Origin of the sequence: Streptomyces capoamus, from assembly GCF_014654935.1 — a bacterium.
GTDB classification, from domain to species: Bacteria; Actinomycetota; Actinomycetes; order Streptomycetales; family Streptomycetaceae; genus Streptomyces; species Streptomyces capoamus.
On sequence record NZ_BNBF01000018.1, the window covers coordinates 38,131 to 63,786 of the forward strand.

At 71.3% G+C, this 25,656-nt stretch carries 22 protein-coding genes and 2 pseudogenes; 13 read left to right on the top strand and 11 right to left on the bottom strand.

Features of this window, described 5'->3' with window-relative positions; all coding sequences use genetic code 11:
• The 3 genes from pdhA to IE312_RS25920 form a co-directional block, all read left to right on the top strand.
• The coding region (gene pdhA, locus IE312_RS25910; protein WP_189984744.1) for a pyruvate dehydrogenase (acetyl-transferring) E1 component subunit alpha at positions 1-1,168 on the top strand (1,168 nt) is incomplete at its 5' end.
• A 1-nt stretch (position 1,169) separates the two neighbouring features.
• Positions 1,170-2,147, top strand: coding sequence for an alpha-ketoacid dehydrogenase subunit beta (locus tag IE312_RS25915; protein ID WP_189984745.1), 978 nt, complete (start codon positions 1,170-1,172; stop codon positions 2,145-2,147).
• A gap of 9 nt (positions 2,148-2,156) precedes the next feature.
• Positions 2,157-3,560 (top strand): dihydrolipoamide acetyltransferase family protein, encoded by a 1,404-nt coding sequence (locus IE312_RS25920; protein WP_189984746.1) that lies wholly within the window; start codon positions 2,157-2,159, stop codon positions 3,558-3,560.
• A gap of 77 nt (positions 3,561-3,637) precedes the next feature.
• Here the strand turns inward: IE312_RS25920 and IE312_RS25925 are convergent.
• Both IE312_RS25925 and IE312_RS25930 read right to left on the bottom strand, forming a co-directional pair.
• Positions 3,638-4,529 (bottom strand): annotated as a pseudogene (locus IE312_RS25925) (BRO-N domain-containing protein).
• A 189-nt stretch (positions 4,530-4,718) separates the two neighbouring features.
• Positions 4,719-5,621: a D-alanyl-D-alanine carboxypeptidase family protein gene (locus tag IE312_RS25930; RefSeq protein ID WP_189984747.1), complete on the bottom strand. Its 903-nt coding sequence runs from the start codon at positions 5,619-5,621 to the stop codon at positions 4,719-4,721.
• Positions 5,622-5,810: 189 nt separating this feature from the next.
• Here IE312_RS25930 and IE312_RS25935 point away from each other — a divergent pair, with 189 nt between their 5' ends.
• The gene (locus IE312_RS25935; protein ID WP_189984748.1) at positions 5,811-6,485 is read left to right on the top strand and encodes a GntR family transcriptional regulator; all 675 of its coding nucleotides are present in this window, start codon (positions 5,811-5,813) and stop codon (positions 6,483-6,485) included.
• Positions 6,482-7,789 (top strand): MFS transporter, encoded by a 1,308-nt coding sequence (locus tag IE312_RS25940; protein WP_189984749.1) that lies wholly within the window; start codon positions 6,482-6,484, stop codon positions 7,787-7,789. Before IE312_RS25935 ends, IE312_RS25940 begins: the two co-directional genes overlap by 4 nt.
• Before the next feature lie 120 nt (positions 7,790-7,909).
• Here IE312_RS25940 and IE312_RS25945 read toward each other — a convergent pair whose 3' ends face one another.
• A complete protein-coding gene (locus tag IE312_RS25945; RefSeq protein WP_189984750.1) occupies positions 7,910-8,734 on the bottom strand; it encodes a maleylpyruvate isomerase family mycothiol-dependent enzyme in 825 nt (274 codons plus the stop codon).
• A gap of 179 nt (positions 8,735-8,913) precedes the next feature.
• Between IE312_RS25945 and IE312_RS25950 the strand changes: the two genes are divergently transcribed.
• Positions 8,914-9,759 carry a carbon-nitrogen family hydrolase gene (locus tag IE312_RS25950; protein ID WP_189984751.1) on the top strand — a complete coding sequence of 282 codons (846 nt, stop codon included), beginning with the start codon at positions 8,914-8,916 and terminating at the stop codon, positions 9,757-9,759.
• Between the two features lie 47 nt (positions 9,760-9,806).
• Here IE312_RS25950 and IE312_RS25955 read toward each other — a convergent pair whose 3' ends face one another.
• On the bottom strand, positions 9,807-10,301 hold the full coding sequence (locus IE312_RS25955) for an LURP-one-related/scramblase family protein (protein WP_189984752.1): 495 nt from the start codon (positions 10,299-10,301) through the stop codon (positions 9,807-9,809).
• Positions 10,302-10,381: 80 nt separating this feature from the next.
• Between IE312_RS25955 and IE312_RS25960 the strand changes: the two genes are divergently transcribed.
• A complete protein-coding gene (locus IE312_RS25960; protein ID WP_189984753.1) occupies positions 10,382-10,888 on the top strand; it encodes a hypothetical protein in 507 nt (168 codons plus the stop codon).
• On the opposite strand, the gene IE312_RS25965 is transcribed toward IE312_RS25960, so the two are convergent.
• Positions 10,842-11,870, bottom strand: a complete 1,029-nt coding sequence (locus IE312_RS25965) for a GlxA family transcriptional regulator (RefSeq protein ID WP_229900437.1) — start codon at positions 11,868-11,870, stop codon at positions 10,842-10,844. The two genes, IE312_RS25960 and IE312_RS25965, sit on opposite strands and share 47 nt — an antisense overlap.
• Before the next feature lie 52 nt (positions 11,871-11,922).
• On the opposite strand from IE312_RS25965, the gene IE312_RS25970 reads away from it, so the two are divergent.
• Positions 11,923-12,309 carry a cupin domain-containing protein gene (locus IE312_RS25970; RefSeq protein WP_189984754.1) on the top strand — a complete coding sequence of 129 codons (387 nt, stop codon included), beginning with the start codon at positions 11,923-11,925 and terminating at the stop codon, positions 12,307-12,309.
• Between the two features lie 69 nt (positions 12,310-12,378).
• Here the strand turns inward: IE312_RS25970 and IE312_RS25975 are convergent, their stop codons facing one another.
• The 3 genes from IE312_RS25975 to IE312_RS25985 all read right to left on the bottom strand — a co-directional run bounded on the left by IE312_RS25975 (position 12,379) and on the right by IE312_RS25985 (position 15,925).
• On the bottom strand, positions 12,379-12,630 hold the full coding sequence (locus IE312_RS25975; protein WP_189984755.1) for a DUF6458 family protein: 252 nt from the start codon (positions 12,628-12,630) through the stop codon (positions 12,379-12,381).
• 66 nt (positions 12,631-12,696) lie between these two features.
• Complete coding sequence (locus IE312_RS25980) at positions 12,697-14,004, bottom strand: M18 family aminopeptidase (protein WP_189984756.1); 1,308 nt, start codon at positions 14,002-14,004, stop codon at positions 12,697-12,699.
• 94 nt (positions 14,005-14,098) lie between these two features.
• The gene (locus tag IE312_RS25985) at positions 14,099-15,925 is read right to left on the bottom strand and encodes an acyl-CoA dehydrogenase (protein WP_189984833.1); all 1,827 of its coding nucleotides are present in this window, start codon (positions 15,923-15,925) and stop codon (positions 14,099-14,101) included.
• A 161-nt stretch (positions 15,926-16,086) separates the two neighbouring features.
• Between IE312_RS25985 and IE312_RS25990 the strand changes: the two genes are divergently transcribed.
• The 3 genes and pseudogenes from IE312_RS25990 (at position 16,087) to IE312_RS26000 (ending at position 18,575) form a co-directional block, all read left to right on the top strand.
• Positions 16,087-16,560, top strand: a complete 474-nt coding sequence (locus tag IE312_RS25990) for an SseB family protein (RefSeq protein WP_189984757.1) — start codon at positions 16,087-16,089, stop codon at positions 16,558-16,560.
• Positions 16,561-16,675: 115 nt separating this feature from the next.
• A pseudogene (locus IE312_RS25995) lies at positions 16,676-17,374 on the top strand (pirin family protein); the annotation flags it as partial.
• A 136-nt stretch (positions 17,375-17,510) separates the two neighbouring features.
• The gene (locus tag IE312_RS26000) at positions 17,511-18,575 is read left to right on the top strand and encodes an AI-2E family transporter (protein WP_189984758.1); all 1,065 of its coding nucleotides are present in this window, start codon (positions 17,511-17,513) and stop codon (positions 18,573-18,575) included.
• On the opposite strand, the gene IE312_RS26005 is transcribed toward IE312_RS26000, so the two are convergent.
• On the bottom strand, positions 18,527-20,686 hold the full coding sequence (locus IE312_RS26005) for a SpoIIE family protein phosphatase (RefSeq protein ID WP_189984759.1): 2,160 nt from the start codon (positions 20,684-20,686) through the stop codon (positions 18,527-18,529). The genes IE312_RS26000 and IE312_RS26005 overlap by 49 nt on opposite strands.
• Positions 20,687-20,861: 175 nt before the next feature.
• Here IE312_RS26005 and aspS point away from each other — a divergent pair, with 175 nt between their 5' ends.
• The gene (aspS, locus tag IE312_RS26010) at positions 20,862-22,625 is read left to right on the top strand and encodes an aspartate--tRNA ligase (protein WP_189984760.1); all 1,764 of its coding nucleotides are present in this window, start codon (positions 20,862-20,864) and stop codon (positions 22,623-22,625) included.
• 110 nt (positions 22,626-22,735) lie between these two features.
• Here the strand turns inward: aspS and IE312_RS26015 are convergent, their stop codons facing one another.
• Positions 22,736-23,428: a nucleotidyl transferase AbiEii/AbiGii toxin family protein gene (locus IE312_RS26015; protein ID WP_189984761.1), complete on the bottom strand. Its 693-nt coding sequence runs from the start codon at positions 23,426-23,428 to the stop codon at positions 22,736-22,738.
• A 147-nt stretch (positions 23,429-23,575) separates the two neighbouring features.
• Here IE312_RS26015 and IE312_RS26020 point away from each other — a divergent pair, with 147 nt between their 5' ends.
• Positions 23,576-24,919, top strand: a complete 1,344-nt coding sequence (locus IE312_RS26020; protein ID WP_189984762.1) for a pectate lyase family protein — start codon at positions 23,576-23,578, stop codon at positions 24,917-24,919.
• Positions 24,920-25,052: 133 nt separating this feature from the next.
• Here the strand turns inward: IE312_RS26020 and IE312_RS41830 are convergent.
• Positions 25,053-25,656: class I tRNA ligase family protein (locus IE312_RS41830; protein ID WP_229900438.1), on the bottom strand; the 604-nt coding region annotated here is incomplete at its 5' end.

Below are 25,656 nucleotides of genomic sequence, written 5' to 3' on the forward strand. Positions count from 1 at the left end.
CAAGACCGGCTCGACCGCCGGCACGACCGGAGCCACCGGCACCAAGCGCACCACCCGTACCACCCGCAGCACCGCTGGGAACGGCACCGACCCGGAACTCGTGCAGCTCCTGACGCCGGAGGGCAAGCGCGTCAAGAACGCCGAGTACGACTCCTACGTCGCCGGCATCACCCCCGAAGACCTGCGCGGCCTGTACCGCGACATGGTGCTGACCCGCCGCTTCGACGCCGAGGCCACCGCCCTGCAGCGCCAGGGCGAGCTGGGCCTGTGGGCGTCCCTGCTGGGCCAGGAGGCCGCCCAGATCGGCTCCGGCCGGGCCACCCGCGAGGACGACTACGTCTTCCCGACCTACCGCGAGCACGGCGTCGCCTGGTGCCGCGGGGTCGACCCGACCAACCTGCTCGGCATGTTCCGCGGCGTGAACAACGGCGGCTGGGACCCGAACGGCAACAACTTCCACCTGTACACGATCGTCATCGGCTCCCAGACGCTGCACGCCACCGGCTACGCGATGGGTGTGGCCAAGGACGGCGCGGACTCGGCGGTCATCGCCTACTTCGGCGACGGCGCCTCCAGCCAGGGCGACGTCGCCGAATCGTTCACCTTCGCCGCGGTCTACAACGCCCCGGTGGTGTTCTTCTGCCAGAACAACCAGTGGGCGATCTCCGAGCCGACCGAGCGCCAGACCCGCGTCCCGCTCTACCAGCGCGCGCAGGGCTACGGCTTCCCGGGCGTCCGCGTCGACGGCAACGACGTGCTGGCCTGTCTTGCGGTCACCAAGCAGGCGCTGGAGCGCGCCCGCAACGGCGAGGGCCCCACCCTGGTCGAGGCGTTCACCTACCGCATGGGCGCCCACACCACCTCCGACGACCCCTCCCGCTACCGGGGCGACGAGGAGCGGCTGGCCTGGGAGGCGAAGGACCCGATCCTGCGCCTGCGCCGGTACCTGGAGGCCTCGGGCCACGCGGACGAGGCGTTCTTCGCGGAACTCGAGACCGAGTCCGAGGCGTTGGGCAGGCGAGTGCGCGAAGCGGTCCGCGCCATGCCCGCCCCGGACCACTTCGCCATCTTCGAGAACGCGTACGCGGACGGGCACGCGCTCGTCGACGAGGAGCGCGCCCAGTTCGCCGCCTACCAGGCGTCGTTCGCCGATGAAGGGGGTCACTGAGATGGCCGAGAAGATGGCGATGGCCAAGGCCATCAACGAGTCGCTGCGCCGCGCCCTGGACGCCGACCCCAAGGTGCTCGTCATGGGCGAGGACGTCGGCAAGCTCGGCGGCGTGTTCCGGGTGACCGACGGCCTGCAGAAGGACTTCGGCGACAGCCGGGTCATCGACACCCCGCTCGCCGAGTCCGGCATCGTCGGCACCGCGATCGGCCTGGCCCTGCGCGGCTACCGCCCGGTGGTGGAGATCCAGTTCGACGGCTTCGTCTTCCCGGCCTACGACCAGATCGTCACACAGCTCGCCAAGATGCACGCCCGCTCCCTGGGCAAGGTCAAGCTGCCGGTCGTCGTCCGCATCCCCTACGGCGGCGGCATCGGCGCGGTCGAGCACCACTCGGAGTCGCCGGAGGCGCTGTTCGCGCACGTGGCGGGCTTGAAGGTGGTCTCCCCGTCGAACTCCTCCGACGCCTACTGGATGATGCAGCAGGCCATCCAGAGCGACGACCCGGTGATCTACTTCGAGCCGAAGCGGCGCTACTGGGACAAGGCCGAGGTCGACCCCGAGGCGATCCCCCACCCGCTGCACAAGGCGCGCGTGGTCCGCGAGGGCACGGACCTCACCCTGGCGGCCTACGGCCCGATGGTGAAGCTGTGCCAGGAGGCCGCGGACGCGGCGGCCGAGGAGGGCAAGTCCCTGGAGGTCCTGGACCTGCGCTCGGTCAGCCCCCTCGACTTCGACTCCGTCCAGGCCTCGGTGGAGAAGACCCGCCGCCTGGTCGTGGTGCACGAGGCCCCGGTGTTCTTCGGCTCCGGCGCGGAGATCGCCGCGCGGATCACCGAGCGCTGCTTCTACCACCTGGAGGCACCGGTCCTCAGGGTCGGCGGCTACCACGCCCCGTACCCGCCGGCGCGCCTGGAAGAGGAATACCTGCCGGACCTGGACCGTGTGCTCGACGCCGTCGACCGCTCGCTGGCGTACTGAGGAGAGGCCGTGACGACGATGACGGAAGCGTCCGTACGCGAGTTCAAGATGCCCGACGTGGGCGAGGGACTCACCGAGGCCGAGATCCTCAAGTGGTACGTCCAGCCGGGTGACACGGTCACGGACGGACAGGTGGTCTGCGAGGTGGAGACGGCGAAGGCGGCCGTCGAACTGCCCATCCCCTACGACGGCGTGGTCCGCGCGCTGCACTTCCCCGAGGGCACCACGGTCGACGTGGGCACGTCCATCATCGCGGTGGCCGTCGCCGGGGCCGGCGGTGCCGCGCCGGAGGCCCCCGCCGAGCAGCCCGCGGCGGCACCCGCCGCGCCGCAGGAGGAGCCCAAGCCGGAGGGCCGCCAGCCGGTCCTCGTCGGTTACGGCGTGGCGACCTCCTCCACCCGGCGCCGCCCCCGCAAGAGCCCCGAGGGCGGTGTCCCGGCGCCGGCGCAGGCCGCCCGGACGGAGCTGAACGGCCACGCCGCCGGCGCGGTCGCCGAGAAGCCGCGTCCGCTGGCCAAGCCCCCGGTGCGCAAGCTGGCCAAGGACCTGGGCGTCGACCTGGCCGCGATCACCCCGTCCGGCCCGGACGGCGTCATCACCCGGGAGGACGTCCACGCGGCGGCCACGCCCCGGACGGCCGGGCCCGTGGCCCCGGTGGTGCCGGCCCCGGCCGCCCCGGCGTCCGCGGCGGCCCCGGCGTCGTACGACACCGCGCGCGAGACCCGCATCCCGGTCAAGGGGGTCCGCAAGGCCACCGCGCAGGCGATGGTCGGCTCGGCGTTCACCGCGCCGCACGTCACCGAGTTCGTGACGGTGGACGTGACCCGCACGCTGAAGCTGGTCGAGGAGCTGAAGCAGGACAAGGAGATGCAGGGCCTGCGGGTCAACCCGCTCCTGCTCATCGCCAAGGCCCTGCTGGTCGCCATCAAGCGCAACCCGGACATCAACGCGTCCTGGGACGAGGCGAACCAGGAGATCGTGGTCAAGCACTACGTCAACCTGGGCATCGCGGCGGCCACCCCGCGCGGCCTGATCGTCCCCAACATCAAGGACGCGCAGGCCAAGACGCTCCCGCAGCTGGCCGAGGCGCTGGGCGAGCTGGTGGCGACGGCCCGCGAGGGCAAGACGTCCCCGGCGGCGATGCAGGGCGGCACGGTGACCATCACCAACGTCGGTGTCTTCGGCGTCGACACGGGCACCCCGATCCTGAACCCCGGCGAGTCGGCGATCCTCGCGGTCGGCGCGATCAAGCTCCAGCCGTGGGTGCACAAGGGCAAGGTGAAGCCGCGCCAGGTCACCACGCTGGCCCTGAGCTTCGACCACCGCCTGGTGGACGGCGAGCTGGGTTCCAAGGTGCTGGCGGACGTCGCGGCGATCCTGGAGCAGCCCAAGAGGCTGATCACCTGGGCGTGAAAGCCCGTCTCGGCGGGTAACGTCCGAGACCGAAGGGGGCGGCCGCAACCTGATTTTGCGACCGCCCCCCTCTCCTCTCAGCCCCGGTTCAGCACGTACACCGGCGCTCCGTCGTCCGCCCCGCCCTGCGAGCGGATGCAGGCGTGCTTGCGCAGCAGTCGGAGGCACTCGTTGACGCGGTGCGCCGACATCCCCGTACGGGCCGCGATGACCTCGATCCGCTCGCGCAGCTCACCCTTCTCGACGAGGATCGGGGCGATGACCACGGCCGCCGGGCACCGGACGCGCGAGGACGAGCGCGTCGAACCGGTCCGCGATGCGCTCCAGCGCCCGGACCAGAGCCTGCTGCACGGCGAGGGTGGCCTTCTGGGTCGCCAGCGTCTCCCGCTGGACGGTCAGCATCTCCTTCTGCAACGCGATCGACTCACGCTGCCCGTTCGCCAGCTCCTCGTCCAGCTGGAGGTTGTGCGCCTCCAGCCGGACGATGGCCTCCGCGACCTGCTCGGGCATGGCGTACGCGACGGGCGCGCCCGGTTCGGCCGGCTGCACCTCGGCCTCTTCGAGACGGTAGGAACCCTCCCGCTGGACGGTCTCGACGACTTCGGCGACCCACAGTTTGAAGGGCATGCAGGCGGGCTTCGTGCAGGCGTTGACGAGCAGGATGAGACCCTGCAGAGAGATGACGTTCAGGTCTCGACGCCACTCCCTACCTGCGGGAATGCTGAGACCGTAACCTCCAGTTAGGGTCTCGAGAGACTCTCGGTGCTCTGTCGGCACATGGTCGGAGAGTGCCTTCTGCGGGTTGGTGTGCCCGAGTTCCTTGCAGACATCCACAGCCGGGAACCAATGACTTCCGTCCGGCATGGTCAGCCGGCGGACGCGGGCTCCGGTGGCCGCGTACACGAAATCGCTGACGTCGATCGCGTTGTGCTGACCGACGGGTTCCGACCGCTTCTTGGGTTCGTTCATGAGAACCACCTCCGCCGCGGAACGTAGAGCGGAGGAAAGGGAATATGCCAGCGGAAAGGTCGTATATTCACGATTGCGTGGGGACTATGCCAATTCCGCTGCGCGGCAGCTCCGTTGTGTGCTGAAGGGGAAGGGCCCGTCGCAGGCGTGCGACGGGCCCTTCGCCGGGGAACAGCGGTGTGCGGGATGTCAGCCGAGCTTGGCGAAGCCGTAGTTGAGGAGCTTCGTGGCGTCCGTGGCACGCTGTGCGTACGTGGTGGACGCCAGGACCGTGCCGATGACCGTCTTGCCGTTGCGGGTGGCGGCGAAGACGAGGCAGGCGCCGGCCTCGGGGCCCGAACCGGTCTTCACACCGATGGCGCCGCTGTAGCTGGAGAGCAGCGTGTTGGTGTTGTCCCAGGTGTGCATGGTGCGGGTGCTGCCGGTCTTGGTGATCGTCTTCGCCGTGTAGTGCTTCGTCTTGACGATCGCGCGGAACGTGGAGTTCTTCATGGCGCTGCTGGCGATCTTCGTCAGGTCGCGCGGCGTCGAGTAGTTGTTGCCGTTGCCGATGCCGTCGAACGAGTCGAAGTGGGTGTTCTTCAGGCCCAGGTTCTTGGCGGCGGTGTTCATCTTGCCGATGAAGGACTTCACCCGCGCCGAGGTGGTGGAGCCGGAGCCGTACTTGTCGGCGAGGGCGTACGCGGCGTCGCAGCCGGACGGCAGCATCAGCCCGTAGAGCAGCTGGCGGACGGTCACCTTGTCGCCGACGATCAGGTGCGCCTGGGAGGCGTTGTTCTTGACGACGTAGTCGCTGTAGATCTTCTTGATCGTGACCTTGGAGTCGAGGTTCAGGTTCGACTGCGCGAGGACGACCTTCGCGGTCATGATCTTGGTGGTCGAGCCGGTGGAGCGCTTGGTGTCCGCCGTCTTGGTGTACAGCGTCGAGCTGTTCGCGTTGTTCATCACGTAGCCGCCCTTGGCCACGATGGAGGGCGCGGTGACGGCCTGCGCGGGCGCAGCGGTGAGGGCACCGGTGGCGAGCAGCGCGCCGGAGGTGACGGCGACGGCGGTGGCTCGGCGGAGGCGGATGCCCTGGATGCCGGTAATCAAAGTGATATACCTCGAATGTCGTGAATGCCCCTGGAAAGCGGCCTGGTTGAGCTGGCAACGGAAGGGGGCCGCATCGGTGTGACACGTAAGTAGCACAGAAGGTTGTGCTGCCGCTGCAGGGGGGCCGCGTCACGTCCGCATGATGGACGGTCCTGTCCCTTGCGTACGTGTTGTATCTATGCTGTGGGCATGAACACGGCCGTCGAGCAGCCCGCCCCGCAGTCCCTCAAGCCGCCACCCGCCGCCGACCGCGTGTACGCCCACGTCAAGCAGGGCGTGCTCGACCGCCGCTACGAGGGCGGCACGCTGCTCACCGAGGGTGAGCTGGCCGAGGCCGTGGGGGTCTCGCGCACGCCCGTCCGCGAGGCGCTGCTGCGGCTGGAGGTCGAGGGCCTCATCCGGCTCTACCCGAAGAAGGGGGCCCTGGTCCTGCCGGTCTCCGCGCAGGAGATCGCGGACGTGGTGGAGACCCGGCTGCTGGTGGAGGAGCACGCGGCCCGCAAGGCCGTACCCGCGTCGCCGGGCCTGCTGGAGCGGCTGTCCGAGCTGCTGGAGCGGCAGAAGGCGCAGGCCGCCGCCGGTGACCTGGCCGGTGCCGCGGTCACCGACCGGTGCTTCCACGCCGAGATCGTGCGCAGCGGGGGCAACGAGATCCTCTCCCGGCTCTACGACCAGCTGCGCGACCGCCAGCTGCGGATGGGCGTCGCCGTCATGCACTCCCACCCCGACCGGATCGCCAAGACCCTCGCCGAGCACGAGGAGATCCTGGACGCACTGCGCGCGGGGGACGCGGAGGCGGCCGTCGGCGTCGTGCACCGGCACGTGAGCTGGTTCTCCCACCTGGCCCGGGGTGAGGTCCGATGAGCGCTCCGGTGCGCAACGCCACCCTTCCGGGGGACCCGCCGGGCGGACGCCCGGCCGTCGCCGTGTGGTCCGTGGGTGTGGCCGTCTACTTCGTCGCCGTCATCTTCCGTACGTCCCTGGGCGTGGCCGGACTCGACGCGGCCGACCGCTTCCACATCAACGCCTCGGCCCTGTCCACGTTCTCCATCCTCCAGCTGCTGGTCTACGCGGGCATGCAGATACCCGTCGGACTGCTGGTGGACCGCCTGGGCACCAAGAAGGTGCTGAGCATCGGGGCGGTCCTGTTCACCGTCGGGCAGCTCGGCTTCGCCTTCTCCCCCTCGTACGGCACCGCGCTGGCCTCCCGGGCGCTGCTGGGCTGCGGCGACGCGATGACCTTCATCAGCGTGCTGCGGCTGGGCACCCGCTGGTTCCCGGCCCGGCGCGGTCCGCTGGTGGCGCAGCTCGCCGGCCTGGTCGGCATGGCGGGCAACCTCGTCTCCACCCTGGTCCTGGCCCGCCTGCTGCACGGCATCGGCTGGACGCCGGCGTTCGCGGGCAGCGCGCTGGCGGGCGCGGTCGTCCTGGTCCTGACCCTGCTGTTCCTCAAGGACCACCCCGAGGGCCAGGAACCGGAGCCGTCCCCGCACCAGGGCGCGGCCTACGTGCGCCGGCAGATCGCCGCGGCCTGGCGGGAGCCGGGCACCCGGCTGGGCCTGTGGGTGCACTTCACCACCCAGTTCCCGGCGATGGTGTTCCTGCTGCTGTGGGGCCTGCCCTTCCTCGTCGAGGCGCAGGGCCTCAGCCGGGCCACGGCCGGCGAGCTGCTCACCCTCGTCGTCCTGTCCAACATGGTGATCGGCCTCGTCTACGGCCAGGTCATCGCCCGGCACCACGCGGCCCGGCTGCCGCTGGCGCTGGGCACGGTCGGCGCCACCACGCTGCTGTGGGCGGTGACGCTGGCCTACCCCGGCGAGCACGCGCCGATGTGGCTGCTGGTGGTGCTGTGCGCGGTGCTCGGCGCGTGCGGCCCGGCATCGATGATCGGCTTCGACTTCGCCCGGCCGGCCAACCCGCCCGAGCGCCAGGGCACCGCCTCCGGCATCACCAACATGGGGGGCTTCGTCGCCTCCATGACGACCCTGCTGGCGATCGGCGTGCTGCTGGACGCGACCGGCGACGACTACACCGTGGCGTTCAGCGCCGTGTTCGTGCTGCAGGCGGTCGGCATCAGCCAGATCCTGCGGCTGCGCGGGCGGGCGGCCCGGCGGGAGCGGGAGCGGCTGGTGGCCAGCCGGGTGGAGACGGTGCACGTCCCCGCGTAGGTGCGAGCGTGCCGTGGCGGGGGGCAGGGGCTCACCGGCGCCCGCGGGGTGCCGGCCGGGCCCGTCCGCGCCGCCCGGCGCCACGACCGCCGGCAGCCGCGTGCTGCCCCCGGCCGCGTACTACGGGGTCACCGCGAAGTGGCGCAGGATCGCCGCCGCCAGCTCCTGGTCGCCCTCCGTCTTGACCCGGTCCGCCACCGCCCCGGGGCCGACCCGGCCGCAGGCCAGGCGGACGTACGTCTCCCAGTCGAGGGTGAGCGTGGCGGCGGGGCCGAGGGCGGGGGCGGTCTCCACGGTGCCGCGGCCCTGGATGTCGACGCGGACCGTGCGCAGGAACTCCACGGGACCGTGCACGTCGAACACGACCGCCGAGCTGCGCGGGGCGTCGGCGTCGTGGGCGACGACCTTGGGCAGCGCCTCCAGCAGCACGTCCCGGGTGACGTGGGCGCCCGGCGAGTCCAGGTTGCCGGGGTGGCCGAGGGCCGCGCGCAGATCCTGCTCGTGCACCCACACGTCGAACGCCCGCATGCGGTAGGCCTGTTCCAGGGTGATCTCCGTGCCCAGCGGGCCGCGCACCTTCGTGCCGGGGTCCCGGGACTCGCCCCGCAGCTGCCGGTTGCGCCGGATGACCGTGTACTCCAGCTCGGCCGTCATCTCCGGCGCGGTGTGGTGGCGGCGGACGTCGACCTGCATCTCCATGTAGCGCTGGTGCTCGGTGGTGACGTGGAACAGGTCGCGCGGCAGGGAGTGGATGGGGCGCGGGTCGCCGAGTATCTCGCAGTCCATCCCGATGACGTGGGAGACGATGTCGCGCACGGACCAGCCGGGGCAGGGGGTCCGCCGGTTCCACTCGCCCTCGACGAGCGGCTGCACCATCTCGGATATCGCTTCGATGGAGTGCGTCCAGGCGTCGGCGTAGGGCTGGAGGGTGGGATGCAGACTCACGGAACGGGACCCCTCGGCGGTCGGTACACGGGCGGGTTGCGGCGGCGGTGCCAGCGGGCGGTTGCACTTCGCGGGTGTCTTGGGGAGCTAAGTTACGCTGCTGAAAGGCACCCCGGCAGTGCTTTCGTGTGACGATCGTAGGCCTGTGTGGACGACTCGAATGCCAGGACGGTGGTAGTGTGCGCGCCTCGCTGATCCAGATCGCCGTGGACGAGGACGAACCGGTCGGCTCCCGGCGGCGCCGCGCGGCCGCGCTGGTGCGGGAACAGAGCGGCTCCGACCTCGTGGTCCTGCCCGAGCTGTGGACCACCGGAGCCTTCGCCTACGAGGAGTTCGGCCGGGAGGCGGAGCCCCTCGACGGGCCGACGTACGAGACGATGGCCGAGGCGGCGCGCGACGCGGGCGTGTGGCTGCACGCCGGCTCCATTCCCGAACGCGCCCCCTCCGACAGCGGCTCCGCCGCATTCGACAGCGGTTCCGCCGCGGGCGGGGGCCCCCTCTACAACACGTCCCTCGTCTTCTCCCCCTCCGGTGAACTGGCCGCGGTCTACCGGAAGATCCACCGCTTCGGCTTCGACCAGGGCGAGGCGGTGCTGATGAGCGCGGGCCGGGAGCTGGTGACGGTCCGGCTGCCCGGCACCACCCTCGGCGTGGCCACCTGCTACGACCTCCGGTTCCCCGAACTCTTCCGCGGGCTCGTCGACGCCGGCGCCGAGACGCTGGTGGTCGCGGCGGGCTGGCCCGAGCGGCGCCGCGCGCACTGGACGCTGCTGGCCCGGGCGCGGGCGGTGGAGAACCAGGCGTTCGTGCTCGCCTGCGGAACGGCCGGTACCCACGCTGGGGTTCCGCAGGCGGGCCACTCGATCGTGGTGGATCCGTGGGGCGAGGTGCTCGCCGAGGCCGGCAGCGCGGAAGAGGTCCTCACGGTGGACCTCGACCCGGCGAAGACGGCCGCGACCCGCGAGCAGTTCCCGGCCCTCAAGGACCGGGTCCTGGGCCTCGCACCGCCCCGGCGCCTCGGCTAGTCCCGTCAGTCCTCAGTCCTCAGTGCTCAGCCCTCAGTCCTCAGTGCTCAGTCCTCCTCGTCCTCCTTCTCGGCCAGGTGGATCACGCACACCGCGACCGCGATGAGCAGGGCCGGGTCGGCGTCGTCCCGTACGACGTCCACGCTGTAGGTGTCGCGGACGCTCAGCAGGCGCCGGGAGATCACCGCGAGGAGTTCGCCGTCGTACTCCACGGCGAACTCGCGGTCCAGGATCTTCCCGCTGACGTCCACTTCGGTGCCGTCCACCAGCGACACCCGGTAGTGGTTGCGCAGCAGGGAGAGCCGTTTGCGCCTGATCCGGGCCAGCGGCTCGCCGTCCCGCTCGATCACCATGGTGTCGCGCAGGGCGAGCATCTTCTGGTGGATGTCGATCAGGACCCGCCCCTGGGCGTCCTTCAGCTCGAAGGTGTCGCGCAGTCGCATCGCCTTGCCGTCGACGAGGTAGACCTTCCGGCCCTGTTCGTCCTCGATCCACCAGTCGTCACCGATGCCGAGGATCCGGTCTCGTACGAGGAATCTCATGCTGTCATGCTTCCCCGGCATCGATTGATCGTCACAGAAGCATCACATCAGGAGGGGCCATCCGCAGGGGAGGAGTCGCCATGGGACCGACCGGGAGGGCAGGCCTGGTGACCGTCGGGGCCGCGTTGCTCGCGGTGACGTCGGGTTGTTCGTACGGGGGAGAGCCCTGCGCCGGTGTGGGCACTGTGGCCGGGGTCGGCGTCATGTTCGACAGCCAGGGGTACGGCGATCTCACCGGCGCCTCCTACGAGCTGTGCGCCCGGGGCAAGTGCGCGAAGGGGACACTGCGGCACGAACGCATCTCGAACCTGAGACTTCCCCTGCCGCACGACGTGGACCCCGACCGCGGCCCGGTCCGCTTCGAGGTCACCCCCCAGGGCGGGGGCCGGCCGGTGATCGACGCGTCCGCCGATGCGGAGCTCACGTTCCAGTCCGACGGCTGCGGCGGTGGTGACTACAGCACCGGTCTCGCCTTCACCAAGGCGGCGGGCCTGACCACGAAGATCCCGAAGTCGCTGTCGGACGCCTGGATGAAGCAGCTCAGATCACTGGCGACCGCGTCTCCGGACCCGTCCGCACCGTCCTGACCGGCTCTTTCCCCGATCCGGCCACCGCCCCGAACCGCCTGCGGTAGGCCGACGGGCTCAGCCCCGTCTCCCGCCGCAGCCGGGCCCGCAGATTGGCCGCCGTCCCCAGGCCGCTGCGCGCCGCGACGACGTCCAGCCGCTCCTCGCCCCGCTCGATCAGCCGGCACGCCAGTGCCACGCGCTCCCCGGTGAGCCAGGCCAGTGGGGTCGTACCCAGCTGGCCGCGGAACCGGCGGTGCAGCGTGGCCGGGGAGACGGCGGCGCGGGCGGCCAGGTCCGCGACGGTGAGCGGCTCGCCCAGCCGTTCCTGCGCCCAGGCCAGCAGCGGCCCGAGCGACTCGTCCGGCACCGCGGGCACCGGCCGTTCCACGAACTGCCGTTGACCGCCGTCGCGGTGCGCGGCGAAGACCAGCCGCCGGGAGACGTGGTTGGCGATCTCCGCGCCGTGGTCCCGGCGCACGAGATGCAGGCCCAGATCGAGCGCGGAGGCGCTGCCCGAGGCGGTGAGGATGTCGCCGTCGTCCACGAAGAGCACGTCCGGCTCAAGGCGCACCCGCGGGAACCGGGCCCGGAAGGCCTCCGCCCACATCCAGTGGCAGGCCGCCCGGCGGCCCTCCAGCAGTCCGGCCTCCGCGAGCGTGAACGCGCCCGAACAGAAGCCGACGAGCCGGGCGCCCCGCGCGTGAGCCCGGCGTACGGCCTCCAGGACGCGTTCCGAACGGGGCACCTCGGTGTCCGGCCGGTTCGGCACGATCAGTGTGTCGGCGGACTCGGCGGCCTCCAGCCCGGCGACCCCGGTGAGCGTGAAGAAGCCGTCCCGCATCCGGACCTCCGGCCCGGCCGCGCACAGCCGGAAGTCGTACAGGTCCCGCCCGAGTTCCGGCCGCGCGAGACCGAAGATCTCGATCGCGCAGCTCATCTCGAAGGGGTTGGAGTTGTCGTCGACCACCAATACGACGCGGTGAGAGGATCGTTGCGGCATGTGCGATTTCTAGCACTCGTCCGCACGGCCCGGCAGCCCGCACGATGGGCGGATGGAACCGATCTCCCTCAGCGACGCCCTTTCCTCCTTCACCGAGCGGTGGAGCCCCCGCATCGTCACCGCCGTCAACGACTACGACGTGCGCGTGGCGAAGGTGGAGGGCGAGCACGTCTGGCACGTCCACGCGCACACCGACGAGTTCTTCCTCGTCCTCGGCGGGGAACTGCACATCGGCCTGCGCGAACCGGCGGGCGAGCGCACGGTGGTCCTGCCGAAGGGCTCGGTGTTCACCGTCCCGCGCGGCACCGAGCACAAGCCGTACGCGCCCGTGCCCACCGAGATCCTGGTCTTCGAGCCCACCGGAACCCTGACCGTCGGCGACCGGCACGACGAGGTCCCCGGGCACGTGGACGTGACGACCGGCCACGCGCTGTCCTGACCGGCCACGCGCTCCGCCGAGCGCGCACCGGATCTCACCGGGACACCGGGTGCCGCAGGGTGCGGTGCCTCAGACGCCGTAGCCGTCCGAGTAGCCGTCGACGCGGTGGTGGCGCGGTTCCTCGTCCACCACCGGTGCCGTCGGCGGCACGACCACACGGCGCCGGCGTGCGATGCCGCTGAACGTCGCCACTCCGATCAGGCCGACGGCCATCAGGATCAGGCCGACCACGGTGAGGTTGACGCCCTGCATGTGCCAGTCGGTCGCGAACGTCAGAATGGCCCCCACGGCAATGAGGATGATGCATCCGCCGAGACCCATGAGACCTCGCCTCCCCTTCCGGTTCCGGAATCTCCGGTGCGGTGCGGGTACCCGGCGAGGGCCCGACTAGCCCTCCAGGAAGGCCGTCAGGGCATTCGCGAGCAGGAACGGGTCGTCGGCGCCGCACAGTTCGCGCACGCTGTGCATGGAGAGGATGGCCACGCCGATGTCGACGGTGCGGATTCCGTGCCGGGCGGCGGTGATCGGGCCGATGGTGGTGCCGCACGGCATGGAGTTGTTCGACACGAAGCTCTGGAAGGGGACGCCCGCCCGCTCGCAGGCCGCGGCGAACACCGCGCGGCCCGAACCGTCCGTGGCGTAGCGGTTGTTGACGTTGACCTTGAGGAGCGGTCCGCCGTTGACCCGCGGGTGGTGCGTCGGGTCGTGCCGCTCGGCGTAGTTGGGGTGCACGGCGTGGCCCGTGTCGGAGGACAGGCAGACCGAGCCGGCGAAGGCGCGGGCCCGGTCCTCCAGCGAACCGCCCCGGGCCAGTACCGAGCGTTCCAGCACCGAGCCGAGCAGCGGCCCGTCCGCACCGGTGTCCGACTGGGAGCCGTTCTCCTCGTGGTCGAAGGCGGCCAGTACCGGGATGCCGCCGAGCGGGGCACCGGAGGCGGCGACGGCGGCGAGGGCGGCCACGCCGGCGTGCACCGAGAGCAGGTTGTCCATGCGCGGGCCGGCGACCAGTTCCCGGTCCCGGCCGAGGTAGGCCGGCGGCTCCACGGGGTGCGTCATGAGGTCCCAGCCGGCCACCGAGCCCGCCGCCAGCCCGGCCTCCTGCTCCAGGAAGGCGATGAGGTCGCCGTCCAGCACGTCGTCGCCGAGGCCCCAGACCGGCTGCATGTGGCGCTGCTTGTCCAGCTTGAGCCCTTCGCCGCTGACCGAGCGGTCCAGGTGGATGGCGAGCTGCGGCACCCGCAGCAGCGGCCGGTCCACGTTGACCAGGACCGAGGAGCCGTCGCGCAGCGACAGCCGGCCGGCCAGGCCCAGGTCACGGTCGAGCCAGGAGTTGAGCAGCGGGCCGCCGTAGATCTCCACGCCGACCTGGCGCCAGCCCTGCGCGCCGCTGTCCGGGCGGGGCTTGACCCGCAGGCTGGGGGAGTCGGTGTGCGCGCCGATGATGTGGAAGGGGGTGTGCGGCTCGGCGCCCTCGGGCACGTACCAGGCCACGATGGCACCGCCGCGCAGCACGTACCGGCCGCCGTGCCCGGATGCCACGGCGTCCCAGGCGTCCGTCTCCGCGACCTGCCGGAAGCCCGCCTTCTCCAGCCGCTCGGCGGTGTTCGCCACGGCGTGGTACGGCGACGGGCTCGCCGCCAGGAAGGACATCAGGTCGTCGGTGTGGCCGCGGTCGAAGCGGGCTGGTGCGCTCATGGGATTCACCTTAACGACGTGCACGGGCCCGCTCCCGGAAAGAGAGCGGGCCCGTGCGGGGAATCGACGGGGACGTCCGGAACGTCCGGACCGCTTAGAACGCGGCCTCGTCCAGCTCCATGAGGTCCAGCTCGACGGCGCCGGCGACCTTGCGGGCGAGGGTGACGCCCGGCAGGACGTTGGCCGCGAAGAACTTCGCCGCGGCGATCTTGCCGGTGTAGAAGGCCTTGTCCTTCGCCGAGGCGGTGGGCAGCTTCTCGGCGGCGATCGCGGCGCCCTTGAGCAGCAGGTAGCCGACGACGACGTCACCGGAGGCCATCAGCAGGCGGGTGGTGTTCAGACCCACCTTGTAGATGTTCTTGGTGTCCTGCTCGGTGGCGGCGAGGTCGGTCAGCATCAGGCCGACGATCGCCTCCAGCTCCACGGCCGCCTTGGCCAGGTGCTCGCGGGCGCCGGCCAGCTCCTCGCCGCCGGTGCCGAGCGCCAGGAACTTCTTGATGTCCTCGGCGAGGGAGTTCAGCGCGGCACCCTGGTTACGGACGATCTTGCGGAAGAAGAAGTCCTGGCCCTGGATCGCCGTGGTGCCCTCGTAGAGGGTGTCGATCTTGGAGTCCCGGATGTACTGCTCGATCGGGTACTCCTGGAGGAAGCCGGAGCCGCCGAAGGTCTGCAGCGACTGGGCGAGCTGCTCGTAGCCCTTCTCGGAGCCGTAGCCCTTGACGATGGGCAGGAGCAGGTCGTTCAGCGCCTCCTCGGCCGAGGCGTCCTCGCCGTTCGCCTCCTTGAGCTGGATGGCGTCCTGGATGGAGGCGGTGTAGAGGACGAGGGCGCGCATGCCCTCCGCGTACGCCTTCTGCGTGATCAGCGAGCGGCGCACGTCGGGGTGGTGGGTGATGGTGACCTTGGGCGCGGTCTTGTCCATGAAGTTGGCCAGGTCCGGGCCCTGCACGCGCTCCTTGGCGTACTCCAGCGCGTTCAGGTAGCCGGTGGAGAGCGTGGAGATCGCCTTCGTGCCGACCATCATGCGGGCGAACTCGATGATGCGGAACATCTGGCGGATGCCGTCGTGCTTGTCGCCGATCAGCCAGCCCTTGGCGGGGTGCTGGTCGCCGAAGGTCATCTCGCACGTGTTGGAGGCCTTGAGGCCCATCTTGTGCTCGACGTTGGTGGCGTAGACGCCGTTGCGCTCGCCCAGCTCGCCGGTCTCGAAGTCGAAGAGGTACTTCGGGACGAGGAAGAGGGACAGGCCCTTGGTGCCGGGGCCGGCGCCCTCGGGACGGGCGAGCACGTAGTGGAGGATGTTCTCCGACATGTCGTGCTCACCGGAGGTGATGAAGCGCTTCACGCCCTCGATGTGCCAGGAGCCGTCCTCCTGCTGCACGGCCTTGGTGCGGCCGGCGCCCACGTCCGAGCCGGCGTCCGGCTCGGTGAGGACCATGGTGGAGCCCCACTGCTTCTCGGTGGCGATCTTGGCTATGTGCTTCTGGACCTCGTTGCCCTCCTCGAAGAGGATGCCGGCGAACGCCGGGCCCGAGGAGTACATCCACACGGCCGGGTTGGCGCCCAGGATCAGCTCGGCGTAGGCCCAGATGAGGGAGCGCGGCGAGGTGGTGCCGCCGATCTCCTCGGGCAGGCCGAGCCGCCAGTACTCGGAGTCCATGAAGGCCTGGTAGCTCTTCTTGAAGGACGCCGGGACGGGCGCGGTGTTGGTCTCCGGGTCGAAGACCGGCGGGTTGCGGTCGGCGTCGGCGAAGGACTCGGCCAGCTCGTTCTCGGAGAGGCGGGTCAGCTCCTCCAGGACGCTCTTGGCGGTCTCGACGTCCATCTCCTCGAACGGGCCGGTGCCGTACACCTTGTCGCGCCCCAGTACTTCGAAGAGGTTGAACTCGATGTCGCGGAGATTCGACTTGTAGTGCCCCATGGCGACGGCTCCGTTGAGGGATCGGCGAGGCACTTGCTCCTCGCACCTAGTTCACGTACCAACAAGTAGACCCGATGATGCTACCCGTCGGTAATAAGAAGCAACCCCGTTCCGGGGATCTGTGACCCACCCCTCGCCCTCCGCTCAGTACTCTTACGCGCATGTATGGATACGGCCAGCCCATGGAAGGGGGCGCTGCGCAGCAGCAGTACGCCCCGCCCCAGCAGCCGATGGCCGGCGGATACGGGCAGCAGCCGCCGCTGTACCCCGAGCCGTCCCCGCCCTCGCTCGCGGACGCGGTGCGCGCCTTCACCACGGGTCAGATGGCCGCCGAGGACTTCCAGCAGATCTTCGCGACGTCGAAGGTGTACTGCCCGCGCGGCGACACCCCCGGATTCCTCGCCCTGCACAACACCCAGCAGCCGGTGATCCCGATGTTCACCTCGCTGAAGGAGCTGCGCCGGTACGCGGGCAAGGAGTCCAAGTACTTCGTCATCACCGGTGCGGAGGTGATCGACCTGCTGCCGACCGGTTACGGCTTCGTCCTGGACATGGAGGGCGAGCACCGGATGGTGTTCGACGCGAAGGCGGTCGAGCAGATGGTCGACTTCGCGATGCGCCGCATGTACGGCTAGCCGCCGTCGCCGCGCGGTCGCCGGGCCCGGAGGGAATGCCCTCCGGGCTTTTCGTGTTCCGGGTGACAAGAAGTTCAACGCTCAACTAAAGTGGGCGTACCAAGGAGGTACCCACATCGACGGCGTCTTCGACCACCAGGACTCCAACGGCGGTGGCGGCACCATCACCAACGGCGACACCCAGTGGATGACGGCCGGCTCCGGCCTGCTGCACATCGAGGCGCCGCCGGAGTCCCTCGTCATGTCCGGCGGCCTCTTCCACGGGCTCCAGCTGTGGGTGAACCTCCCCGCCAAGGACAAGATGATGGCCCCGCGCTACCAGGACATCCGCGGCGGCAACGTCCAGCTGCTCACCTCCCCCGACGGCGGCGCGCTGCTGCGGGTCATCGCCGGCGAGCTGGACGGTCACCAGGGCCCGGGCATCACGCACACGCCGATCACGATGATCCACGCGACCCTCGCCCCGGGCGCGGAGATCACCCTGCCGTGGCGGGAGGACTTCAACGGGCTGGCGTACGTCCTCGCCGGCCGCGGCAGCGTCGGCACGCAGCGCCGTCCGGTGCACGCGGGCCAGACGGCCGTCTTCGGCGCCGGCTCCTCGCTGACCGTCCGCGCGGACGAGAAGCAGGACGCGCACACCCCGGACCTGGAGGTCGTCCTGCTCGGCGGGCAGCCGATCCGGGAGCCGATGGTCCACTACGGCCCGTTCGTCATGAACACCCAGGACGAGCTGATGCAGGCCTTCGAGGACTTCCAGAAGGGCCGGCTCGGCACCGTCCCGGCGGTGCACGGGATGTCCGAGGGCGGGCTGTAGGCCCTCCTCCGCGGGCTGCCGCCCGCGCGCACCGCACCTCCTGAGGGCCCCGTCCGTACCACGGCCGGGGCCCTCCCCTCACCCGGCCGGACTCGTGCGACGGGACCGCCGGGGTGCGCCGTGGTCTGCTGGAGGCGTGCAGCTCCTGCCCGTTCCCGTCCGCCGGTTCGCCGCCTGGTGCGCGGTGGTGCTGCTCGCCGCCGCGGTGGGCTGGCTCCTCGTGCTGCTGTGCGGCGTGCTGCGCACGGCCGTCACACCGGTGCTGCTCGCCCTGCTGGGCACCGCGCTGCTCGGGCCGCTTTACCGGCGGCTGGTGCGCGCCGGGGTGCAGGCGTCGGTGGCGGCCGGGCTCACCTGCGTCGCCGTCCTGGCCGTCGTCGGCGGTGCCGTGTACATCGTCGCCGCCGCGCTCGTCGACACCGGCGACCAGATCGTCTCCTCCCTGCGCTCCGCCGCCCAGGCGGTCGCGCGGCACTTCGGGGCCGCCGGGACCGGTCTGGACGACCTCGCCGGCAACGCGCGCGACCTGCTGCGCAAATTCGGCGCGACGGCCGTCTCCAACGTCATCAGCGGCGTCAGCGTGGTCGCCGAGTCCCTCGCCATGGCCGTGCTCGCGCTGCTGCTGGTCTTCTTCTTCCTGCGCGACTCCGGCCGGGCCGTGACCGCCCTGCGCGCGATGGCGCCCGGCGACCGCGCCGACACCCTGGAGGCCATCGCCCGGCGGGCGTTCGCCGCGGTGGAGGGGTTCATGCGCGGCACGACCCTGATCGCCCTCATCGACGCCCTGTGCATCACCCTGGGCCTGCTGGTGCTCCGGGTGCCCGGCGCGGTGGGGCTGGGTGCGCTCGTCTTCGTCGGCGCCTACATCCCGTACCTGGGCGCCTTCCTCTCCGGCGCGGTGGCCGTGCTGGTCGCCTTCGCCGACCGGGGTTTCGTGATCGCGCTGTGGGCGCTCGGGGTGGTGCTCGCGGTGCAGGTGCTGGAGGGGCACGTCCTGCAACCGGTGATCCAGAGCCGGACCGTGCAGATGCACCCGGCCGTGGTGATGCTGACGATCACCGCGGGCGCTTCCGTGGCCGGCATCCTCGGCATGCTCCTGGCGGTCCCGCTGACCGCGGCGGCCTCCGGGGTCGTCCAGGAGCTGCGGGAGCGCTACGCCGCGCCCTCCGACGCACCGGCCTCCGGGCAGGGCGGTTCGTAGAGCTCGAACCAGATGCTCTTGCCCTCGCCCCGCGGGTCCACCCCCCAGGCGTCCGCGAGGAGTTCGATCAGCATCAGCCCACGGCCGGAGGAGGCCAGTTCGCCGGGGCGGCGCTTGTGCGGCAGGTCGTCGCCGGTGTCGAAGACCTCCACCCGCAGCCGCCGGCCGGCCGACCCGCCGGTGACCTCGGCGAGCAGCAGCGCGTCGGCGTCCGTGTGCACCAGCACGTTGGTGAGCATCTCGGAGACCAGCAGCACCGCGGAGTCCAGCTGCTCGGCCGACGCCCAGTCGTGCAGCAGCTCGCGCAGCTGCTGGCGGGCCTCGGCGATCCGCTCCGGTTCGTCCTGGGCCACCGACAGCAGCGAGCGCCGCACCTGCGGCCGCAGCGTCACGGTGTCGCCGCAGCCGCAGCCCTCCCCCGGCCGGCACAGCAGCAGCAGCGCGATGTCGTCCTCCCGGCGGTCGGCCAGCGGACCCGTGGTGTGGTGCGAGGACGGCCCGTGCACCCCCTGCACCAGGGCGTCGGCCAGCGACTCCAGGTCTCCCGGGTCGCCCGCGTGGTCCTCCAGGATCGTGCGCAGCCGGCGCCAGCCGCTCTCCAGGTCGTGTCCGCCGGTCTCGATCAGGCCGTCGGTGCACAGCATGAGGGTCTCGCCGGGTTCGAGGGTGAACCGGGTCGTCGGGTAGTCGGCGTCCGGGTCGACGCCGAGCGGCGGGCCGCCCGCCGTCGGCCGCATCATCACCGTGCCGTCCGCCATCCGGATCACCGGGTGCGGGTGCCCGGCGCGGGCGATCTCCAGCCGGCCGGTCGGCGGGTCGGCCTCGGCGTACAGGCAGGTCGCGAAGCGCAGGTCGGCCGCCGGGTCGTCGCCGGCGGCCTGGGTGATGCCGTGCAGGAAGCGGGAGGCGCGGGCGAGGACGGCGTCCGGGCGGTGCCCCTCGGAGGCGTAGGCGCGCAGGGCGATCCGCAGCTGGCCCATGAGGCCGGCGGCGCGCACGTCGTGGCCCTGGACGTCCCCGATGACGAGCGCGACCCGGCCGGAGGGCAGCGGGATCATGTCGTACCAGTCGCCGCCGACCTGGAGGCCGCCGCCGGTCGGGATGTACCGGGCGGCGACCCGCAGCCCCGGGATCTCGGGGCCCAGCGAGGGCAGCATGGTGCGTTGCAGGCCCTCGGTCAGCTCCCGCTCGGACTCGGCGGCGCCGGCCCGGGACAGCGCCTGGGCGAGCATCCGGGCGACCGTGGTCAGGACCGCCCGCTCGTCCGGGGTGAAGGCCACGGGGTAGGTGAAGGCGGCCAGCCAGGCGCCCATCGTGCGCCCCGCGGCCGTCAGCGGCAGGAACGCCCACGAGTGGCGCTCGAAGTGCTCGGCGAGCGGCCAGGTCGCCGGGTAGCGGTCCTTGTACTCCTCCGGGGAGGACAGGTACACCGCGCGGCCGGTGCGGACGACCTCGGCAGCCGGGTAGGCGGTGTCCAGCGGCATCTCCGAGAAGCGGCTCATCGCGCCGGGGTGGTGCCCGTGCTGGCCGATGACCGTCAGCCGGTCGCCCTCGACCCCGAACACCACGAGCCCGTCCGGGGAGAACCCGGGCATCGACAGACCGCCGGCCACGCGCAGCACCTCGGCCGTGGACCGGGCCTCCGCCAGCGCCCGGCCGGCGTCCAGCAGGAACGCCTCCCGCGAGCGCCGCCAGTCCCCGGTGACCGCGCTGCGGGCGGCCGCCGTGCCCGGGGTGGGCTCGGTCACCTCCTGGAGGGTGCCGATCAGTTCGTACGCGTTCCGCGCGGGGTCGTAGGACGGCTTGGAGCGGCTGCGCACGACGCGCAGGACCTCGCCGTCACCGTCCATGATCCGGATGCGCACCTCGGCGAGGGTGCCCTCGGCGACCGCGAGCCGTATCACGCCGGTGATCTCGTTCCAGTCCACGGGGTGGAGCCGGGCCCGGGTCTGGGCCTCGGTGAGGGTGACCGGCTCCGCGGGCAGCCCGAGCAGCCGCGCCGCCTCCGCGTCCACGGTGACCAGGCCGGCGGCCGTGTCCCAGTGCCAGAGCCCGGTCGCGAGGGCGGCGAGGACGTCCTCGACGGACGGCAGGGGCTCACCTGTACGCATTGCCCTACTTTAGGAAGAGGTGACCGGAACCTGCCACCGTAGGCGGGCGGGCGGTCATGGTGGGGAGCCGGGCTGGGGGTGCCCGGTACCCTTGATGGGTCCGGGCCCCGTGCCCCCTCCCGCCGGTCCGCAGAGCCGGCAGGAGAAACCCCACCACGAAGGACGATGAACGACGATGCATCGGTACAGGTCCCACACCTGCGGCCAGCTCCGCGCCTCTGACGTCGGCACCGACGTCCGGCTGAGCGGCTGGCTGCACAATCGGCGCGACCTGGGCGGCATCCTCTTCATCGATCTGCGCGACCACTACGGCATCACCCAGCTGGTCGCCCGCCCCGGCACCCCCGCGTACGAGGCCCTGGACAAGATCTCCAAGGAGTCCACGGTCCGCGTCGACGGCCGCGTCGTTTCACGTGGAACCGAGAACGTGAACCCCGACCTGCCCACCGGCGAGGTCGAGGTCGAGGTCGTCGAGGTCGAGCTGCTCGGCGCGGCCCAGCCGCTGCCCTTCACCATCAACGCCGAGGACGGGGTCAACGAGGAGCGGCGCCTGGAGTACCGCTTCCTGGACCTGCGCCGCGAGCGCATGCACCGCAACATCATGCTGCGTACGGCGGTCATCTCGGCCATGCGCCAGAAGATGGCGGCGATGGGCTTCAACGAGATGGCCACGCCGATCCTGTCCGCCACCTCCCCCGAGGGCGCCCGCGACTACGTGGTCCCCTCCCGGGTGCACCCGGGCAAGTTCTATGCGCTCCCGCAGGCCCCGCAGCAGTTCAAGCAGCTGCTGATGATCTCCGGCTTCGACCGCTACTTCCAGATCGCGCCCTGCTTCCGCGACGAGGACGCCCGCGCCGACCGCTCGCCGGGCGAGTTCTACCAGCTCGACGTCGAGATGAGCTTCGTCGAGCAGGAGGACGTCTTCCAGCCGATCGAGAAGCTCATGACCGAGCTGTTCGAGGAGTTCGGCGGCGGCCGGCACGTCACCTCGCCGTTCCCGCGCATCCCGTTCCGCGAGGCGATGCTCAAGTACGGCTCCGACAAGCCGGACCTGCGCGCCAAGCTGGAGCTGGTGGACATCACCGCCGTCTTCGAGGGCTCGGAGTTCAAGGCCTTCGCGGGCAAGCACGTGCGCGCGCTGCCGGTGCCGGACGTCTCCGGCCAGCCCCGCAAGTTCTTCGACCAGCTCGGCGAGTACGCCGTCGAGCAGGGCGCCAAGGGCCTGGCCTGGGTGCGCGTGGCCGAGGACGGCTCGCTCTCCGGCCCGATCGCCAAGTTCCTCACCGAGGCCAACGTGGCCGAGCTGACCAAGCGCCTCTCCCTCGCCCCGGGCCACGCCGTCTTCTTCGGCGCGGGCGAGTACGACGAGGTCTCGAAGATCATGGGCGCGGTCCGGGTGGAGGCGGCCAAGCGGGCCGGCCACTTCGAGGACGGCGTCTTCCGCTTCTGCTGGATCGTCGACTTCCCGATGTACGAGAAGGACGAGGAGACCGGCGCGATCGACTTCTCGCACAACCCCTTCTCGATGCCGCAGGGCGGCCTGGAGGCCCTTCAGACCCAGGACCCGCTGGACATCCTGGGCTGGCAGTACGACATCGTCTGCAACGGCGTCGAGCTGTCCTCCGGCGCGATCCGGAACCACGAGCCGGAGATCATGCTCAAGGCGTTCGAGATCGCGGGCTACGACCGGGAGACCGTCGAGGAGAAGTTCGCGGGCATGCTCCGCGCGTTCCGCTTCGGCGCCCCGCCGCACGGCGGCATCGCCCCGGGCGTGGACCGTATCGTCATGCTCCTCGCGGACGAGCCGAACATCCGCGAGACGATCGCCTTCCCGCTCAACGGCAACGCCCAGGACCTGATGATGGGCGCCCCGACCGAGCTGGACGAGTCCCGCCTGCGGGAGCTGCACCTGACCGTCAGGAAGCCGCAGCCGAAGTAAGCACACCGGGTGTCCGTGCGCGCCGGTCGTCGAGAACCGCTCTCGACGACCGGCGCGCACAGCCGTCTCCGGGCCCGGCGACCGTACGCACGACGGGAGACCGGACCCGCTCAGTCGCCCTGCTCATCGGCCCCGCTGTCCGGGGACGCGCCCTCCTCCAGCAGCCGCTCGGCGATGTCGTCGGACCAGTGCTGGGCCCAGGCGCGCAGGGCGGCGGTCCCTTCCTCGTCCAGCCCGAGACGGCGGAAGTCGGCGTCGGCGTAGAAGTCGGTACCGGTCAGCCGGGACTGCAGGGTGGGCAGGTCGAAGGCGTCGTGGGCGTGCCGGCGTCCCAGCTCCTCCAGGTACGGCAGGGAGAAGCGGGCCGCCGCCGCCCGCGCGTCGACGAGGTCGGCGGCCGCGCCCCGGTCGTACAGGGCCCGCACCTTCGTCCCCACGGCGTCCTCCAGGGACAGCGCCGGGCCGTACGCGGTCGGCTCCGGCGGCTGCCAGAACACCTCCTTGTGCAGGACGAGCGCGCACGGCTCGCTGGTCGGCGGGTCCGTGACCGTCAGCTGAGCGGTGAGCGCGGTGACGGCGCCGACGCGCACCCGCCGCCCCCGCTGCTCCAGGACCGCGCCGACGGCCGTGGCGATGTCCGCCATGGCCCGCGCGCTCTGGGTGGCGAGGTCGAGGTTGGCGTGCGGGCGGCCGAGCAGTCCGTGCGCCTGGAGGGCGTAGCCGCCGGCCAGGACCAGGCCGTACGGGCCGCCCGCCGCGACGACGTCCGCGAGGAGCCGGCGATGGGGTTCGGGGATGTCCACGGGAGCATCCTTTCCGGCTTCCCGCCGCACACGCCCGGCGCCTGACCGGGCCGAACAAAAATTCTCACGGCGGGCGGCAACCTCCGGGCGCCGGGCGCCCACTGAGGGGTCGTAAGGCATGCTCAACAGACCCCTAAGGACTCCTCCGTGGCAGCTCCCTCCCACCGCCGGTCCCTCCGCAGGCGGCGCACCCTCGCCGTGTCCGCCGCCGTCGTGGCCGCGGGCACCGGCGCCGGGGTGTTCGTGATGAACGCGAACGCCGACGCCGTCGACCTGTACCACCAGACCCTCGCCGCCAAGGACGGCTGGGCCGCCTCCGGAGCAGGGACCACCGGCGGCGCGAAGGCCGACTCCGCGCACACCTTCACCGTCTCCACCCGCGCCCAGCTCGTGCAGGCCCTGGGCCCGGCCTCCGACACCACGCCCCGCATCATCAAGGTCAAGGGCACGATCGATGCCAACACCGACGACAGCGGCAAGAAGCTGACCTGCGCGGACTACGCCTCCGGCACCGGCTACTCGCTGTCCGCCTACCTCAAGGCCTACGCCCCGGCCACCTATGGCCGCTCCAGGCTGCCCTCCGGCACCCAGGAGAAGGCCCGCGCCGCCGCCCAGGCCGAGCAGGCCAAGAACGTCGTCTTCAAGGTGCCGGCCAACACCACGATCGTGGGCGTGCCCGGCAGCAACGCCGGGATCACCGGCGGCATGCTCCAGATCCAGAACGTGGACAACGTCATCGTCCGCAACCTGGCCTTCTCCGCCACCGAGGACTGCTTCCCGCAGTGGGACCCGACCGACGGCGACGACGGCAACTGGAACTCGAACTACGACTCGGTCACCCTGCGCGGTGCGACCCATGTCTGGGCCGACCACAACACGTTCACCGACGCGCCCCACTTCGACAAGGCGAACCCGAAGTACTTCGGCCGCGAGTACCAGATCCACGACGGCGCCCTGGACATCACCAAGGGCTCCGACCTGGTGACCGTCGAGCACAACCGGTTCACCGACCACGACAAGACCATGCTGATCGGCTCCAGCGACACCGACAGCACCGGCAGGCTGCGGGTGTCGATCCACCACAACGTGTGGAAGGGCATCGTCCAGCGCGCCCCGCTGACCCGCATCGGGCAGGTCCACATCTACAACAACGTGTACGACACGACGACCCTCGACGGGTACGCGCCCCTGTACAGCATCAACTCCCGCGCCAAGGCCCAGGTCGTCGCGGAGGCCAACTACTGGACCGTGCCCGCCGGCGGCAAGGTCGCCAAGCTGCTGAGCGGCGACGGCACCGGCTCCGTCGCGGGCAGCGGCAACCTGGTCAACGGCACGGTCACCGACCTGGTCGCCGCGTACAACGCGGCGAACTCGAAGAAGATCAGGACCACGGTCAACTGGACGCCGGCCCTCACCGCGGGCCTGGAGACCTCGGCGAAGAACCTGCCGGCGGAACTGGCGAACACGACGGGGGCGGGCGTGCTGAAGTAACGTCCCGGACGGGCACGAGGGCCTCCTGGACGCCCAGGGGACCCTCAACCCCGCGACCGGCGTGCCCTCACCTGGGCAGGACGCGTGGACCGAGGTGAGGGGTGTCGAAGCCGGCTGCGGCGTCCGGGGGCGGTCAGGCGGGCTCGCCGCCGAAGCGGTCCTTGTACGTGGCCAGGTCCTCGTCCGTCAGCTTGGCGAAGAGGACCGGCGGGACCGTGAACGGGGTGCCGGCCGGGACCGAGGTCAGGGCCTTCGCCTCGTCCTGGCTCACCCAGACGGCGGTGTCGTCGGCGAGCGAGAACGCCTCGCGCATCGTCTTCGCCGTCACCGGGATGAACGGCTCGGAGACCACCGCGTACAGGTGGATCAGGTTCATCGCCGTGCGCAGGGTGAGGGCCGCGCCCTCCTTGTCCGTCTTGATCTCCAGCCAGGGGGCCTTCTCCTCCAGGTAGGAGTTGCCGGCCGACCACAGGGCGCGCAGGGCCGCCGCGGCCTTGCGGAACTGGAGGGCCTCCATCTGCGACTCGTACTCCGCGAGGAGCTCGGCGATCTGCTCGCCGAGCCGCGCCTCGGCCTCACCCGGCTCGCCGCCCGCCGGGACCTCCTCGCCGAAACGCTTCTTGGAGAAGGACAGCACGCGGTTGACGAAGTTGCCCAGGGTGTCGGCCAGGTCCTTGTTCACCGTGGCGGTGAAGTGCTCCCAGGTGAAGGACGAGTCGTCCGACTCGGGGGCGTTG

What these genes read in the sequence shown, in the direction of transcription:
- IE312_RS25915 (WP_189984745.1), top strand. Translation starts at nt 1,170, where the DNA reads ATGGCCGAGAAGATGGCGATGGCCAAGGCCATCAACGAGTCGCTGCGC.
- IE312_RS25935 (WP_189984748.1), top strand. Translation starts at nt 5,811, where the DNA reads ATGAACACGGCCGTCGAGCAGCCCGCCCCGCAGTCCCTCAAGCCGCCA.
- IE312_RS25940 (WP_189984749.1), top strand. Translation starts at nt 6,482, where the DNA reads ATGAGCGCTCCGGTGCGCAACGCCACCCTTCCGGGGGACCCGCCGGGC.
- IE312_RS25955 (WP_189984752.1), bottom strand. Translation starts at nt 10,301, where the DNA reads ATGAGATTCCTCGTACGAGACCGGATCCTCGGCATCGGTGACGACTGG.
- IE312_RS25960 (WP_189984753.1), top strand. Translation starts at nt 10,382, where the DNA reads ATGGGACCGACCGGGAGGGCAGGCCTGGTGACCGTCGGGGCCGCGTTG.
- IE312_RS25965 (WP_229900437.1), bottom strand. Translation starts at nt 11,870, where the DNA reads ATGCCGCAACGATCCTCTCACCGCGTCGTATTGGTGGTCGACGACAAC.
- IE312_RS25970 (WP_189984754.1), top strand. Translation starts at nt 11,923, where the DNA reads ATGGAACCGATCTCCCTCAGCGACGCCCTTTCCTCCTTCACCGAGCGG.
- IE312_RS25975 (WP_189984755.1), bottom strand. Translation starts at nt 12,630, where the DNA reads ATGGGTCTCGGCGGATGCATCATCCTCATTGCCGTGGGGGCCATTCTG.
- IE312_RS25980 (WP_189984756.1), bottom strand. Translation starts at nt 14,004, where the DNA reads ATGAGCGCACCAGCCCGCTTCGACCGCGGCCACACCGACGACCTGATG.
- IE312_RS25985 (WP_189984833.1), bottom strand. Translation starts at nt 15,925, where the DNA reads ATGGGGCACTACAAGTCGAATCTCCGCGACATCGAGTTCAACCTCTTC.
- IE312_RS25990 (WP_189984757.1), top strand. Translation starts at nt 16,087, where the DNA reads ATGTATGGATACGGCCAGCCCATGGAAGGGGGCGCTGCGCAGCAGCAG.
- IE312_RS26005 (WP_189984759.1), bottom strand. Translation starts at nt 20,686, where the DNA reads ATGCGTACAGGTGAGCCCCTGCCGTCCGTCGAGGACGTCCTCGCCGCC.
- aspS (WP_189984760.1), top strand. Translation starts at nt 20,862, where the DNA reads ATGCATCGGTACAGGTCCCACACCTGCGGCCAGCTCCGCGCCTCTGAC.